This window comes from Aeromonas sp. s13, assembly GCF_040907905.1.
Taxonomy (GTDB): Bacteria; Pseudomonadota; Gammaproteobacteria; order Enterobacterales; family Aeromonadaceae; genus Aeromonas; species Aeromonas veronii.
Genome location: NZ_JBFOCS010000068.1, coordinates 1 through 13970 on the forward strand (window position 1 = coordinate 1; position 13970 = coordinate 13970).

Genomic DNA, 13970 nt, shown 5'->3' on the forward strand with positions numbered 1-13970 from the left:
GCATACAAAGCGCCTGTTTTCAGGCGGCCGCCATGCCCTGCAACAGAGCCCGCACCGAGAAGAGGCCGAGGGCTAGCCAGAACAGCAAGGTGCCCAGAAAACGGGGCACATTGGGGGCTTTGGGGATCTGGATGCCGATGGCATGCAGGATGCGGCCAACCAGTAGCATGGCGCCACCGGCATGCAGCCAGAGCTCACCGGCACCGGAGAGCTCGCACAGCGCCATCAGCAGCAGGGTCAGCGGCACATACTCGGCAAAATTACCGTGGGCCCGGATCGCCGCCAGCAGCTCGGGGGCCTCCCCCTGCCCTATCATCACCCCGAACTGGGCGCGGCGTTTAACCACCCAGAAGGAGAGCCCCAGAAACAGCAGCCCCAGCAGGCCTGCGTATATCAGCGTGATATGTACCATGACTCGACTCCTTGTTTGACTGACTGCCGGTCACTCATGCCAATTCGCGGCAAATGAGCGAGACCATCATCCTGATGTGGGCCTGATCGCTGTTGAGGGCCGGAATATATTCAAACCGCTCGCCACCGGCCTCCATGAAGATCTCCCGATTCTGTACCTGAATTTCCTCGAGGGTTTCGAGGCAGTCGGCCGCAAAGGCAGGGCAAATCACATCGAGTCGCTTGACCCCGGCGGCCGGCAGGCCAGCGATAGTCACGTCTGTGTAGGGCTTGAGCCACTCCTCCTTGCCAAAGCGGGACTGGAAACTGGCCGTCCACTGCCCGGCCTCCAGCCCGAGCGCCTCGGCCAGCAAGCTGGCAGTATGGCGACACTGGTGACCATAGGGGTCCCCTTCGTTCTCGTAGCGCTCGGGAATACCGTGGAACGACATCAGCAGGTGATCACCCTGACCGTGCAGCTCCCAGTGACGGCGCACGCTCATGGCCAGCGCCTGAATGTATTCGGGGTGGGCGTGATAATCACGAATGAGCCGTACCACCGGCAGATTGCGCTCTCTCTTCATCGCCTTGCCCCAAGCATCAAAGACCGAGGCGGTGGTACTGACCGAATATTGCGGATAGAGCGGCAACAGGATCACCCGGTTGACCCCTTTGGCCTTGAGCGCCTGCCAGCCATCATTCACTGACGGGGAACCATAGGTCATCGCCAGCTCCACCGGCACATCGACCCCCTCCCGCTTGAGCTCCTGCTCCAGCGCAGCGCGCTGCTGCTTGCTTATCACCATCAGCGGCGAGCCCTGCTCGGTCCAGACCTGCTGATAGAGCTTGGCCACTTTGGGCGAGCGCGTCGGCAAGATGATGAAGTGGAGCAGCGGACACCAGAGGTAACGGGGCAGGTCCACCACACGGGGATCGTGCAGGAACTGGCTGAGGAACGCTTTGACGGCAGCGGTGGTCGGTGCGGCTGGGGTACCCAGATTGACCAGCAATATTCCGGTTTTCGTGGTCACGTTGGCTTCCTGTCTATCTGTCATTATGCAAAAAGGGCCCGACAGGGCCCTTCTCTTTATTTATCTGATGGCACGGGAAACAGTGCCGGCAGCAAAGATCAGCCCAGAATGGTGGCAAGCTGCTTGCTGACCAGATCAACCGGCTGGGTGCCGTCGATCTTGACGTAACGGGTGTGGCCCGCTTCCGCCTCTTTGCCGTAGAAACCGATCAGCGGCGCGGTCTGCTGATGATATACATCCAGACGCTTGCGTACTGTGGTCTCTTCGTCGTCGGCGCGGATCACCAGATCTTCACCGGTCACGTCATCCTTGCCTTCCACTTTCGGCGGGTTGAACACCACGTGGTAGGTACGGCCGGAGCCGGAGTGAACGCGACGGCCGCTCATGCGCTTGACGATCTCTTCGTCCGGCACATCGAACTCCAGCACGAAATCAACCACGACACCGGCGTCCTTCATGGCTTGCGCCTGGGGAATGGTGCGCGGGAAACCGTCCAACAGGAAGCCTTTGGCGCAGTCCGGCTGAGCGATGCGCTCTTTGACCAGACCGATGATGATGTCGTCAGAGACCAGCTGACCTGCGTCCATCACAGCTTTGGCTTTCAGACCGAGCTCGGTGCCCGCTTTGATCGCCGCACGCAGCATATCGCCGGTGGAGATCTGGGGAATACCGTGTTTTTCCATGATGAACTGAGCCTGGGTACCTTTGCCGGCGCCCGGAGCCCCCAACAGAACAATGCGCATACACGCTCCTATTGATTGGTTATTCAAATCTTGCGAAGGCAAAAAAGTACACGGTTTCGCCCGTTTCTACAAGGGTGAGCTACTTGAATGAGCACTTTATCACCACAATAACCAGCTGATCGAACAGGATTTCATCGCAAGGGGAAGACGCAAAAATAGCCAGGGATTCAGCATAGAGCGCCAAAAGCAGGAAGGAGGTACGACAGAAAAAAAGATCCCGGCTCAGGGCCGGGAATTGCGCTCAAAAGTAACTACTTGTCGCTCGTAGTAGGAACAGGGCAATAGTAGTTTGCCCCCTGTGCGTCAACAACTGTCAGATGTGACAGGCAGGCCGCTATGAAACCGGAACTGCGGATCCGGCGAGCAGATAAGCTCGGCTTCCAGCTTGCCAAAGAAGGCCACTCGCTCGCTGATATCCTCCCCTGCGTACTGTTCGGCCAGGCTCAGGTAATCCTGATAGTGGCGCGCCTCGGAGCGCAGCAAAGAGACATAGAAGCGGCTCAGCTCTTCGTCCAGATGGGGTGCCAGCTTGGCAAACCGCTCACAGGAGCGGGCCTCGATATAGGCGCCGATGATCATCTTGTCGACTATGGTGGCCGGCTCATGGGTGCGTACATGCTGCATCAACCGACGGGCATAGCGGGAGGCCGTCACCGGCCCGTATTCGATGCCGCGGGCCTGCATGATCTCCAGCACCTGCTCGAAGTGGTGCAGCTCCTCCTGAATGAGTCGCACCATGGGAAACAGCAGCGGATTGCGTTCCAGCTCGGCAAAGACGGTGCGATCAGACTCCCCCATGCTGCGTTTGCCCAGGATTTCGGCCTTCTCCGGAATGGCATCCAGCTCGCGATAAAACTCCAGCTTGGGCAGCAGATGGCGCTTGCCCTTGGGCAGGCAGTAGCGGCGCACCAGACTGTGGGCCGTGAGTGCGGCCTTGGTCTCGCAGTTGGCGTGATCGATAAGCAGGGTTGGCAAACGGGCCGGATCCCGCGCCATCTCCACCCACTCATCCGGGGTCTCGCACTGCAAAAACTGGCGCACTGGGGCTAGCAGATCATCCATCTGAACTCTCGTTTGTTAAACACGCCGGTTAAAAGCGTATCGGTCATATATGTTGCCGCCTATGCTAGCGGATCCTGCTGGCCATGCCCATATCCGGCAAGATAAACGGATGTTTTTCAAACAGATACCCCCTACCCCTTCTGGCGGTGCGAGGTAGAAACGACAATGGGGGCCACTGGCCCCCATCTCGCTATCCCATCCGGCAAAACCGCAAACGTTTAACTGCCTTCGTTAAAAATTTCCAGATTGCTGGTGCCTTCCTGCCATTCACGCACCGCTTTGGTGTCATCGTTGCGCAGGGCGTTGAGGTGATCCAGATAGGACTGGTCCACATCGGAGGTGACGTAGTGGCCATTGAACACCGAGGTCTCGAAGTGACGCAGATCCGGGTTGATCTCCCGTACGGCGGCTTCCAGATCTTCCAGATCCTGGAAAATCAGACCGTCAGCGCCAATCAGCTTGCACACCTCTTCCACTTCACGGCCGTGGGCGATCAGCTCGTTGGCGGTGGGCATGTCGATGCCATAGACGTTGGGGAAGCGAATTTCCGGCGCCGCCGAGGCGAAGTAGACCTTGGCTGCCCCCGCTTCACGGGCCATCTGGATGATCTGCTCGGACGTGGTACCACGCACGATGGAATCGTCCACCAGCAACACCTTCTTGCCCTTGAATTCGGAGCTGATGGCGTTGAGTTTGCGGCGCACCGACTTCTTGCGCTGGGTCTGGCCCGGCATGATGAAGGTACGGCCGATGTAGCGGTTCTTCACGAAGCCCTGACGGTATGGCAGGTCGAGGGTGTGAGCAATCTCCAGCGCCACGTCACAGGAGGTCTCGGGGATGGGGATAACCACATCGACGTCGAGATCTTCCCACTCGCGGGCAATCTTCTGACCCAGCTTGCGACCCATGTTGAGGCGGGCGGCGTAGACCGAGACCTTGTCGATGCACGAATCGGGACGGGCGAAATAGACATATTCGAAGATGCAGGAGCTCATCTGCGGGTTCTCCGCACACTGCTCGGAGAAGAGCTGGCCCTGCTCGGTGATGTAGATGGCTTCACCCGGCGCAATATCCCGCACCGTCTCGAAACCGATGGCGTCAAGCGCCACGCTCTCGGAGGCGAGCATGTACTCCACCTGGCCCTGCTCGTCCTGACGACGACCGAGGATCAGTGGGCGAATGCCGTTGGGATCGCGAAAACCGATGAGACCATGACCAATCACCAGCGAGACCACCGCATAAGCACCACGGATCTGCTGATGGGTTCTGCGCACCGCGGCGAAGATATCTTCGGGGCGCAACGCCATCTTGTCACAACGATCCAGCTCGTGGGCCAGCACGTTCAGCAACACTTCCGAGTCGGAGGTGGTGTTGATGTGGCGGCGGGCGACCTTGAACTGCTGCTCCTTGAGCTCCTTGGCGTTGGTGAGGTTGCCGTTATGGGCCAGCACCATGCCGTAGGGCGAGTTCACATAAAAAGGTTGGGCTTCAGCGGCACTTGAGCTGCCTGCGGTGGGGTATCTGACATGACCTATGCCGATGTTCCCTTGCAGACGCTGCATGTGGCGCACTTCAAACACGTCCTTCACCAGGCCATTGGCCTTGCGTTGCCGGAAGTTTCCACTATCAATGGTCACGATCCCGGCGGCATCCTGTCCCCTGTGCTGCAACACCGTCAAGGCGTCGTAGAGGGCCTGATTGACGGGGGTGGTGCCAACTATACCGACAATACCACACATGTCTTTGCTACCTCGAAGTCACTATACCTGTTTAAGAAAACTGGATGAGTTCAACATGAACCCGAAAAACCACTGGATCACCGGCTTGAACTCCGGCACCAGCTTGGACGCCACCCACCAGTCGCTCTGGGAGAGGCTGGTGAAGGTATCCATGAAAAAAAGCAGGGCACTGACGATCAGCACCCCGCGAATTGCACCGAAGCAGACCCCCAGCACCCGATCGGTACCGGAGAGACCCGTCTTGTCCACCAACAGGCCCACCACATAGTTGACCACGCTGCCGAGGATCAGGGTCGCCACAAACAGCGCCGCGATGGCCAGACCGTTGCGAACCAGCGCGTCGGAGAAAGAGGTGAAATAGACGGCGAGATCGGGATAGAAATGGCTGGCAATAAAGAAGGCGACGAACCAGGTGACAAGAGACATGGCCTCCTTGACGAAGCCGCGCACCAGGCTGATGAGAGCAGAGAAACCGACGATGCCGATGATGGCGTAATCAATCCAGACCATAGAAAAAGATGTCCTGCGAAATTGCGGCGCAGTCTAACAAAAACGATTGCGCATTGCTTGATAAAAATGTGTTAACTGTTCAAAGCGACGCCGAAAAGCCGCATTTTTTCAGCACTAAAACGGTTGATCGGCGCCAGAATGCACAACGCCATGGCAATGCCATGGCGTTGTGGTCTGCGGTGTGAGCTTACCCGATGTGGGTCAGGCCACCCATGTAGGATTGCAGCGCAGCCGGGATGGCGATGCGGCCATCTTCCTGCTGGTAGTTCTCCATCACGGCAACCAGGGTACGACCCACCGCCAGACCGGAACCGTTCAGGGTGTGCAGCAGTTGCGGCTTGCCGTCGATGCGCACGCGAGCTTGCATGCGGCGCGCCTGGAAGTCGGTGCAGTTGGAGACAGAGGAGATCTCGCGGTAAGTGTTCTGGGCCGGCAGCCACACTTCCAGATCGTAGGTCTTGGAGGCGCAGAAGCCCATGTCACCGGTAGAGAGCGCCATCACGCGATACGGCAGCTCCAGCAGTTGCAGCACCTTCTCGGCGTGACCCACCATCTCCTCCAGCGCATCCCAGGATTTCTCCGGGTGAACCAGCTGAACCATTTCAACCTTGTCGAACTGGTGCATACGGATGAGGCCACGGGTATCACGACCGTAGGAACCGGCTTCGGAGCGGAAGCAGGGGCTGTGGGCGGTCATCTTGATTGGCAGCTCTTGGGCGTCAAAGATCTCGTCACGGGCCATGTTGGTGAGCGGCACTTCGGAGGTCGGGATCAGGGAGAACTTGCGTACCTTGCCCTCTTCTTCCCCTTCACCTTCGATACCGGTATTGAACAGGTCCTGGGCAAATTTCGGCAACTGGCCGGTGCCATAGAGGCTGTCCGGGTTCACCAGATAGGGCACGTAGCACTCGGTGTAACCGTGCTGCTGGGTGTGCAGATCCAGCATGAACTGAGCCAGGGCACGGTGCAGACGGGCAATCTGCCCCTTCATCACCACGAAACGGGTACCGGAGAGTTTGACGCCGTTCTTGAAATCAACGCCCTTGGCCGCTTCGCCCAGATCGATGTGATCGCGTACCGGGAAGCTGAACTCGCGCGGGGTCCCCCAGCGACGCACTTCCACGTTGTCGTTCTCGTCACGACCCACCGGAGTGGTCTCGCTCGGCAGGTTGGGGATGGCGTCGGCAATGGCTTTCAGCTGGGCCAGCAGGGCATCCAGCTCGACCTTGCTGGTTTCCAGCTCGTCGTTGATCTTGGTCACTTCGGCCTTGAGCGGGGCAACATCTTCACCACGACGGGCAGCTTCACCGATGGATTTGGAGCGGGCGTTGCGCTCGGCCTGCAGCTCCTGGGTACGGGACTGCAGATCCTTGCGTTTCTCTTCCAGAGCGTTGACAGCCGCTACGTCCAGAACGTAGCCACGTGTCGCCAGACGAGCGGCAGCCTCTTCGATATCGCTGCGCAGATATTTGGGATCCAGCATGGTTTACCTACTTTTTTAAAATGGGATCTGGGCCTGAGTCGTCATGACGGGCTGGGAAACAGATCCGGAAGTTAACATCGGTTGGCGCACCCCAATCGTCTTCAGAATCGGGCCTCAACAATCAGGCCTTCGAGATCAAGAAGATGGCGCAAGGCCAAGACAAGCGGGGTCAGACGGGCAGTGTAGCAGACCGCCCCCCCGCCCGAACAGGGACTATTTGTGTCGTTTTTACCGACTTTGGCACGCAAACCGTCCTGCATATTCAAACGCCTGACCAATTTTCAGCCATGCGAGGTAACAAAGGGGCTATTTGCCCCGTTGCTGCGGACTTTGCCTGTCCAGTTCATGGAGGTAATCGAGCTTCTGGCCAATCTGCTTTTCAAGGCCGCGATCGGTGGGCTGGTAGTACTGCTTGCCCGCCAGCTCGGGCGGGAAATACTGCTCGCCCGCAGCATAGGCGCCCGGCTCATCATGGGCATAGCGATACTCGGCGCCATAGCCCAGATCGCTCATCAGCTTGGTCGGCGCATTGCGCAGGTGCACCGGCACCTCGAAGTCAGGGAGGTTTTTGGCATCATGAAGCGCCGCCTTCCAGGCGGTGTAGACCGCATTGCTTTTCGGGGCACAGGCGAGATAGACGATCGCCTGGGCGATGGCCCGCTCCCCTTCCGCCGGACCGATCCGATGGAAGCAATCCCAGGCCGACAGGGCGACCTGCATGGCTCGGGGATCGGCATTGCCCACATCTTCCGAGGCAATCGCCAGCAAGCGGCGGGCTATATAGAGGGGATCGCAACCGGCGCTCACCATGCGGGCGTACCAATAGAGCGCCGCATCCGGCGCCGAGCCGCGAATGGATTTGTGCACCGCAGAGATGAGGTCGTAGAAGTGATCGCCTCCCTTGTCGAAGCGGGCCACGTGCTCCCCCACCACGGCAGCGAGCAGGGCACTGTCGATCACCCGCACTCCAGTGCTGTCGGTTTCGGCCATATCGGCCAACAGTTCCAGATAGTTGAGGGATTTACGCCCGTCCCCATCCACCGCCTTGGCCAGCGCCTCTTTGACACCGGGGGCGAAGGTAAGTGCCGGATCATTGAGACCACGGGGATCGGTCATCGCCTGATCGAGCATGGCGAGAATATCGCTCTCCTCCAGTCGTTTGAGCAGATAGACCCGGGCTCGTGAGAGCAGTGCGTTGTTGAGTTCGAACGAGGGGTTTTCGGTAGTGGCGCCGATAAAGGTGATGGTGCCATCTTCGATGTGAGGCAGGAACACATCCTGCTGGCTCTTGTTGAAGCGGTGCACCTCATCCACAAACAGGATGGTGCGCACTCCGCGCCAGCTGTTCTCTTTGGCCTTGTCGATAGCGGCGCGGATCTCCTTGATGCCGGAGGTGACCGCAGAGAGTCGCTCCACTTCCGCCTGACAGTAGTGAGCCATCAGCTCCGCCAGCGTGGTCTTGCCGGTACCGGGCGGCCCCCACAGGATCATCGAGTGGCAGTGACCCGCCAGAATGGCTTTGCGCAGGGGCTTGTCAGCCCCCAGGATATGTTGCTGACCGATATACTGGTCGAGGTTTTGCGGCCGCATCCGGGCCGCCAGCGGACGAAAGTCCGATGAGAAATCCAGCGACAAGTTACTCATCTGTATTGACCACCCAGCGTCACGCCACTCACCTTTGACTGGCGCAGTGGCGAGCAATCCAACGACCGCTTGCTCATTAGCGCTGATCGTCCAGCTCGACCCCCTTCGGGATCTTGAAAACAAATTCGTTGCCCTTGAGCACCGGCTTGCGGTTGAAGCTGCTCAGGGTGAATTCACTCCACTGCCCTTGCGCCTCTTTCACATCGAAACGACTGATGTTGTCTTGTCTGTCGAAGGTGACACGGAAGGATGCAATCAGCTCATCCTTGTTACGGCTGGTGACGGTGTAGACATCGCCCTGCTGGGTCACGTCATAGTTCTTCCAGAACTTGTCGTCATTGCCAGCGATCAGAATAAAGGGGGTGTTGAGCACCGCATCTTTCAGCTTGAGGGCGGTGACCTGCTCGACGAAGGGATCATAGACCCAGACATCCTGACCATCGGCCACGATCAGGCTCTCGTCCGGCGAGGTGGTGTGCCAGTTGAAACGGTTTGGCCGCTGCACCAGCAGATCGCCGCTGGCCTTTTGCAGCTCCTTGCCCTTGCTGTCATAGACGGTCTGGGCAAATTTGGCGGAGAAGAGGCTCACCCCCGCCAGCTTCTGTTTGAGATCGCTGGCCGCATCGGCCCACACCTGGCTGCTGGCCATCAGCAGCACGGTACCCATCAACAGTTGTTTTTTCATCACGCTCTTCATAAAGACGCTCTCGATAAAAGGCCACGCCCGTGGAGGGCATGGCCAGGGATAGTATGAAACGGTGAGGCTTAGTCCCGCACCGGCGGCGGTGCCAGCACGTCGCGCTGACCATTGCCACCCGGTGAGCTGACGATGCCCTGATTCTCCATCTGCTCGATGAGACGGGCTGCCCGGTTGTAACCAATCTTGAACTTGCGCTGGACGCTGGAGGTCGAGCCACGGCGGGACTCCACCACAAAAGCGACCGCTTCGTCGAACAGGGGATCGAGCTCTTCATCGCCACCACCGCCATATTCGCCGCTGCCACCTTCGCCACCCGACTCACCGGAGAGGATCTCCTCGATGTAGTTCGGCTCGCCGCGCAGTTTCCAGTCTGCCACCACCTTGTGCACTTCATGGTCATCGACGAACGCACCGTGTACCCGGGTCGGGTTGGAGGTACCGGCCGGCATGTAGAGCATGTCGCCCATGCCGAGCAGAGATTCAGCGCCCCCCTGATCGATGATGGTACGCGAGTCGATCTTGCTCGACACCTGGAACGAAATACGGGTCGGGATGTTGGCCTTGATAAGACCGGTAATCACATCCACTGACGGACGCTGGGTCGCCAGAATAAGGTGAATACCCGCGGCCCGCGCCTTCTGGGCGATCCGGGCGATCAGCTCTTCCACCTTCTTGCCGACGATCATCATCATGTCGGCAAATTCGTCCACCACCACCACGATGTGGGGCAGTTTCTCCAGCTCTGGCGGCATCTGATCCATGGAGTCACCTGGACGCCACAGCGGATCCAGCAGGGGTTCCCCCTCCTCGATGGCAGCCAGCACCTTGTCGTTGTAGCCCTTGAGGTTGCGCACCCCGACTGCCGACATCAGCTTGTAGCGGCGTTCCATCTCGCCCACACACCAGCGCAGGGCATTGGCGGCATCCTTCATGTCGGTCACCACCTCGGTCAGCAGGTGCGGGATCCCTTCGTAGACCGAGAGTTCCAGCATCTTGGGGTCGATCATGATGAAGCGCAGATCATCGGGGGATGACTTGTAGAGCATCGAGATGATCATGGTGTTGACCCCCACCGACTTACCGGAACCTGTGGTACCGGCCACCAGCAGGTGCGGCATCTTGGCCAGGTTCACTACCACCGGCTCGCCGGCGATGTCCTGACCCAGGCCCATGGTGAGCGGGTTGCGGCTATCGCGGAAGGCATCGCAGTCGAGGGTTTCGCGCAGGTAAACGGTCTGACGCACCCGGTTGGGCAACTCGATCCCCACGTAGGTCTTACCCGGGATCACCTCAACCACCCGCACGCTGCTGGCAGACAAGGAGCGGGCCAGATCGCGCGACAGGTTGGTGATCTTGCTCGCCTTCATGCCCGGCGCCAGATCCAGCTCGAAACGGGTAATGACCGGGCCCGGATAGACACCCACCACCTTGGCCTGCACGTTGTAGTCGGCAAGCTTGGCCTCCACCAGACGCCCCATGCGATCCAGCTCATCCTTGCTCATCATCTGGGTCTTGGCGGGTGGACGGTCGAGCAGCTCGATACTCGGCAACGGCGGCATTGTTGACTGCGGACGACGCTTGGGCTTGGTCGGTGCGACGGCTACCGGCGCGGCGACCTCGTCGTCCCCTTCGGCCCAGGGCAGATCCAGATCGTCCTCATCATCGTCATTGGCCACAGCCAGTACCGGCTGGCGGCGACCATTGGCGGCCGCCACCGCACGTTTCGGCTTGGCAGCCGGAGTCGGCTCGTCCTCTTCATCATCAAACTGTGGGTCGAACTCGAAGGTATCGTCGTCGAGTTCCGGCAGCCACTCTTCGGCGGCAGCCTTCTGGTTCTTGGCCTTGGGCTTGCGCGTCCAGCTGGTGTGTGGCTCATCTTCCTCGTCATCAAACGCGATGGCCCCTACCCCGCCTTCCAGCAAGGGATCCGGCCCCTCGTTGCGGGGTTGACGCCAGCCACCGGTCAGCCAGCGGCCGAGGGTGGTCGGGAAGTGGTAAACAGCGCTGACCGAACCGGTACAGGCCGCACCGATCTGCTCGACAATAGTGAGCCAGGACCAACCGGTAAACAGGGTGATGCCGGTTGCCACGAAGCAGAGCAGCATCAGGTTGGCCCCGACGCCGCCAAACAGCGGCACCACTGCAGAAGCGATCACATCCCCCACCAGACCACCGGCGGAGAAGTTTTGCATATCGTTGAAGTTCATGCTGGCAATGGCCGACATGCCGAGCACGGTCAGGATAAAGCCGATGATCCGCACCCCCAGGGTGAGGTAATCCACATCGAGCAGACGGCTCGGGCGCCAGAACAGACTCCAGCCCAGCAGCACCACCAGCGGCGGCACCAGATAGGAGAAGGCACCAAAGGTAAACATGGTGATATCGGCGAGCCAGGCACCGGCACTACCGGCGAGGTTCTTCACCTCCCCTTGCCAGGAGGTCTGGGACCAGCCGGGATCAGCGGGGTGATAGGACAACAGGGCAAGCAGAAGATAAGCAGCCATCAGGGTGATGGCGATCAAGACGGCTTCGAAGATCCGTTGTATACCTGATAAAGGAGTAAACAGCTTTTTATCGGCCAAACTCCGGCTCCTTTCTGAAAACATGTAATGCAGGAAATAAGGGGGCCTAGTATCCCCGAAAAGCCCATCGATTGTCAGCCAGAGCCTGATGGGACGGGGCCATATTTGCAATTATCTTTACAAGAAGAAACGAGCGGACCGGCCGCTCGTTTCTGACTGTCATGGTGTCTCATATGGAAAAGATACCACGGCATAACCTGCTTTATCGGGTGCTGATCACCAGACGACTGCTCTGCTTGACCTCTTCCATCACCACGTAGGTGCGGGTGTCATTGACACCGGGCAGACGCAGCAGGGTTTCCCCCAACAGACGGCGGTAAGCCGACATGTCGCTGACTCGGGTCTTGAGCAGATAGTCGAAGTCACCGGAAACCAGATGACACTCCTGGATCTCTTCGAGTACCTGAACAGCCTTGTTGAACTGTTCAAACACATCAGGCGCCCCGCGATTGAGGGTTATCTCTACAAACACCAGCAGAGATGCGTCCAGATAATGAGGGTTCAGAATAGCGGCATATCCTTCGATATAACCTTGTCGCTCGAGGCGACGAACCCGTTCCAGACACGGTGTAGGACTCAGGCCAACTCGCTTGGACAACTCAACATTCGAAATCCTGCCATCCTTTTGCAGTTCATTAAGAATGTTGCGGTCAATCCTGTCCAAATCCTTTAGCCGACTCTTAGCTTCCATCATTTTATTCCATCCTTTGGCTATTTTTTGGTAAGAATCACCAGTCATTTTATAATTATGGTCACAAATCCTGTCAATACCTGAATATACTAGGCGCAAATGTTGGTTAACATTTTGGCAACATGAAACACCAATCTATAGACGAGGGATAGCATGATTATCGGTGTACCTAAAGAGATAAAAAACCATGAATACCGCGTAGGCATGGTTCCGGCCAGTGTACGTGAACTGACAGCACGAAACCATACTGTTTTCGTCCAAAGCGGTGCCGGAAACGGCATTGGCTTCAGCGATGCAGATTATATCGCTGTTGGAGCCGAAATTTTGGCCTCTGCAGCAGAGGTTTTCGCCAAAGCCGAGATGATCGTCAAGGTCAAGGAACCTCAGCCTGTCGAATGTGCCATGCTGCGCCCGGGTCAGACCCTGTTCACCTATCTGCATCTGGCGCCAGACTTGCCCCAAACCGAAGCCCTGCTGAAAAGCGGCGCCATCTGTATCGCCTATGAAACCGTCACCGACGGCCGTGGCGGCCTGCCCCTGCTGGCCCCCATGTCGGAAGTGGCCGGACGCATGTCTATTCAGGCGGGTGCCCAGGCGCTGGAAAAATCCCGCGGTGGTAGCGGAGTGCTGCTCGGCGGCGTACCCGGTGTCGAACCGGCCAAGGTAGTGATCATCGGCGGCGGCGTGGTCGGCTCCAATGCGGCCCGCATGGCCATTGGCCTGCGCGCAGATGTGACCATCCTCGACAACAACGTCGATACCCTGCGCCGTCTCGATAACGAGTTCCAGGGAGCGGCCAAGGTGGTTTACTCCAATAGCGAGACGCTGGAGCGCCATCTGCTGGCGGCCGATCTGGTCATCGGCGGCGTGCTGGTGCCGGGTGCCACTGCGCCAAAACTTGTCCGCCGTGACCACATTGCGCGCATGAAGCCGGGTTCTGCCATCGTCGATGTGGCCATCGATCAGGGCGGCTGTGTGGAAACCTCCCACGCCACCACCCACCAGGATCCGACCTATATCGTCGATGAGGTGGTGCACTACTGTGTCGCCAACATGCCGGGGGCAGTGGCCCGCACCTCGACCGTGGCGCTCAACAATGCCACCCTCCCCTTTATCATCAAGCTGGCCCAACAAGGGTATCGTCAGGCACTGCTGAGCGACCCCAACCTGCTGCACGGGCTCAACGTGATGGAGGGCAAGCTCACCTGCAAGGAAGTGGCCGTGGCACATGGCCTTGCCTACACGGATCCCCTGACCCTGCTGAACTGATCTGCGCTGGCCTGCGCCAGTTGGAGATGAGTGAAAATCCGCCCGCGATGGGCGGTTTTTTTATTCCTTTATTTTGCATGTCACCCCTTGTGAACACGATTAGTGCAATCGACTCACCAGCCTTTG

13 protein-coding genes are annotated in these 13970 nt (G+C 58.7%); 2 read left to right on the forward strand and 11 right to left on the reverse strand.

Annotation, left to right across the window (positions count from 1 at the left end; genetic code table 11):
- Positions 1-19: 19 nt before the first annotated feature.
- The 6 genes from AB5Y82_RS13420 to AB5Y82_RS13445 form a co-directional block, all read right to left on the reverse strand.
- Positions 20-412, reverse strand: coding sequence for an MAPEG family protein (locus AB5Y82_RS13420; protein WP_368174087.1), 393 nt, complete (start codon positions 410-412; stop codon positions 20-22).
- Between the two features lie 34 nt (positions 413-446).
- Complete coding sequence (gene hemH, locus AB5Y82_RS13425) at positions 447-1421, reverse strand: ferrochelatase (RefSeq protein ID WP_368174088.1); 975 nt, start codon at positions 1419-1421, stop codon at positions 447-449.
- A gap of 98 nt (positions 1422-1519) precedes the next feature.
- A complete protein-coding gene (gene adk / locus AB5Y82_RS13430) occupies positions 1520-2164 on the reverse strand; it encodes an adenylate kinase (protein ID WP_005337083.1) in 645 nt (214 codons plus the stop codon).
- Positions 2165-2467: 303 nt separating this feature from the next.
- Positions 2468-3226 carry a tRNA-(ms[2]io[6]A)-hydroxylase gene (gene miaE, locus AB5Y82_RS13435; RefSeq protein WP_139440998.1) on the reverse strand — a complete coding sequence of 253 codons (759 nt, stop codon included), beginning with the start codon at positions 3224-3226 and terminating at the stop codon, positions 2468-2470.
- Between the two features lie 218 nt (positions 3227-3444).
- The gene (gene purF, locus AB5Y82_RS13440; protein ID WP_005351229.1) at positions 3445-4965 is read right to left on the reverse strand and encodes an amidophosphoribosyltransferase; all 1521 of its coding nucleotides are present in this window, start codon (positions 4963-4965) and stop codon (positions 3445-3447) included.
- Between the two features lie 21 nt (positions 4966-4986).
- Positions 4987-5475, reverse strand: coding sequence for a CvpA family protein (locus tag AB5Y82_RS13445; RefSeq protein WP_005337086.1), 489 nt, complete (start codon positions 5473-5475; stop codon positions 4987-4989).
- Between the two features lie 8 nt (positions 5476-5483).
- Between AB5Y82_RS13445 and AB5Y82_RS13450 the strand changes: the two genes are divergently transcribed.
- Positions 5484-5660, forward strand: coding sequence for a hypothetical protein (locus AB5Y82_RS13450; RefSeq protein ID WP_155396129.1), 177 nt, complete (start codon positions 5484-5486; stop codon positions 5658-5660).
- Between the two features lie 2 nt (positions 5661-5662).
- Here the strand turns inward: AB5Y82_RS13450 and serS are convergent, their stop codons facing one another.
- The 5 genes from serS to lrp all read right to left on the reverse strand — a co-directional run bounded on the left by serS (position 5663) and on the right by lrp (position 12578).
- Complete coding sequence (gene serS, locus AB5Y82_RS13455) at positions 5663-6958, reverse strand: serine--tRNA ligase (protein ID WP_005337087.1); 1296 nt, start codon at positions 6956-6958, stop codon at positions 5663-5665.
- A 306-nt stretch (positions 6959-7264) separates the two neighbouring features.
- A complete protein-coding gene (locus tag AB5Y82_RS13460) occupies positions 7265-8602 on the reverse strand; it encodes a replication-associated recombination protein A (protein WP_139411993.1) in 1338 nt (445 codons plus the stop codon).
- 76 nt (positions 8603-8678) lie between these two features.
- Positions 8679-9287, reverse strand: a complete 609-nt coding sequence (gene lolA / locus AB5Y82_RS13465) for an outer membrane lipoprotein chaperone LolA (RefSeq protein ID WP_041202312.1) — start codon at positions 9285-9287, stop codon at positions 8679-8681.
- 80 nt (positions 9288-9367) lie between these two features.
- Positions 9368-11884: a DNA translocase FtsK 4TM domain-containing protein gene (locus AB5Y82_RS13470; RefSeq protein WP_368174089.1), complete on the reverse strand. Its 2517-nt coding sequence runs from the start codon at positions 11882-11884 to the stop codon at positions 9368-9370.
- Positions 11885-12086: 202 nt separating this feature from the next.
- A complete protein-coding gene (gene lrp / locus AB5Y82_RS13475) occupies positions 12087-12578 on the reverse strand; it encodes a leucine-responsive transcriptional regulator Lrp (protein ID WP_005300047.1) in 492 nt (163 codons plus the stop codon).
- 150 nt (positions 12579-12728) lie between these two features.
- Here lrp and ald point away from each other — a divergent pair, with 150 nt between their 5' ends.
- Positions 12729-13844: an alanine dehydrogenase gene (gene ald / locus AB5Y82_RS13480; RefSeq protein ID WP_005337098.1), complete on the forward strand. Its 1116-nt coding sequence runs from the start codon at positions 12729-12731 to the stop codon at positions 13842-13844.
- Positions 13845-13970 lie beyond the last annotated feature (126 nt).

Coding starts and splice junctions, on each gene's coding strand:
- serS (WP_005337087.1), bottom strand. CDS start 6,958: ATGCTGGATCCCAAATATCTGCGCAGCGATATCGAAGAGGCTGCCGCT.
- AB5Y82_RS13420 (WP_368174087.1), bottom strand. CDS start 412: ATGGTACATATCACGCTGATATACGCAGGCCTGCTGGGGCTGCTGTTT.
- ald (WP_005337098.1), top strand. CDS start 12,729: ATGATTATCGGTGTACCTAAAGAGATAAAAAACCATGAATACCGCGTA.
- AB5Y82_RS13445 (WP_005337086.1), bottom strand. CDS start 5,475: ATGGTCTGGATTGATTACGCCATCATCGGCATCGTCGGTTTCTCTGCT.
- lrp (WP_005300047.1), bottom strand. CDS start 12,578: ATGATGGAAGCTAAGAGTCGGCTAAAGGATTTGGACAGGATTGACCGC.
- lolA (WP_041202312.1), bottom strand. CDS start 9,287: ATGAAAAAACAACTGTTGATGGGTACCGTGCTGCTGATGGCCAGCAGC.
- AB5Y82_RS13460 (WP_139411993.1), bottom strand. CDS start 8,602: ATGAGTAACTTGTCGCTGGATTTCTCATCGGACTTTCGTCCGCTGGCG.
- miaE (WP_139440998.1), bottom strand. CDS start 3,226: ATGGATGATCTGCTAGCCCCAGTGCGCCAGTTTTTGCAGTGCGAGACC.
- purF (WP_005351229.1), bottom strand. CDS start 4,965: ATGTGTGGTATTGTCGGTATAGTTGGCACCACCCCCGTCAATCAGGCC.
- AB5Y82_RS13450 (WP_155396129.1), top strand. CDS start 5,484: ATGTCCTGCGAAATTGCGGCGCAGTCTAACAAAAACGATTGCGCATTG.
- adk (WP_005337083.1), bottom strand. CDS start 2,164: ATGCGCATTGTTCTGTTGGGGGCTCCGGGCGCCGGCAAAGGTACCCAG.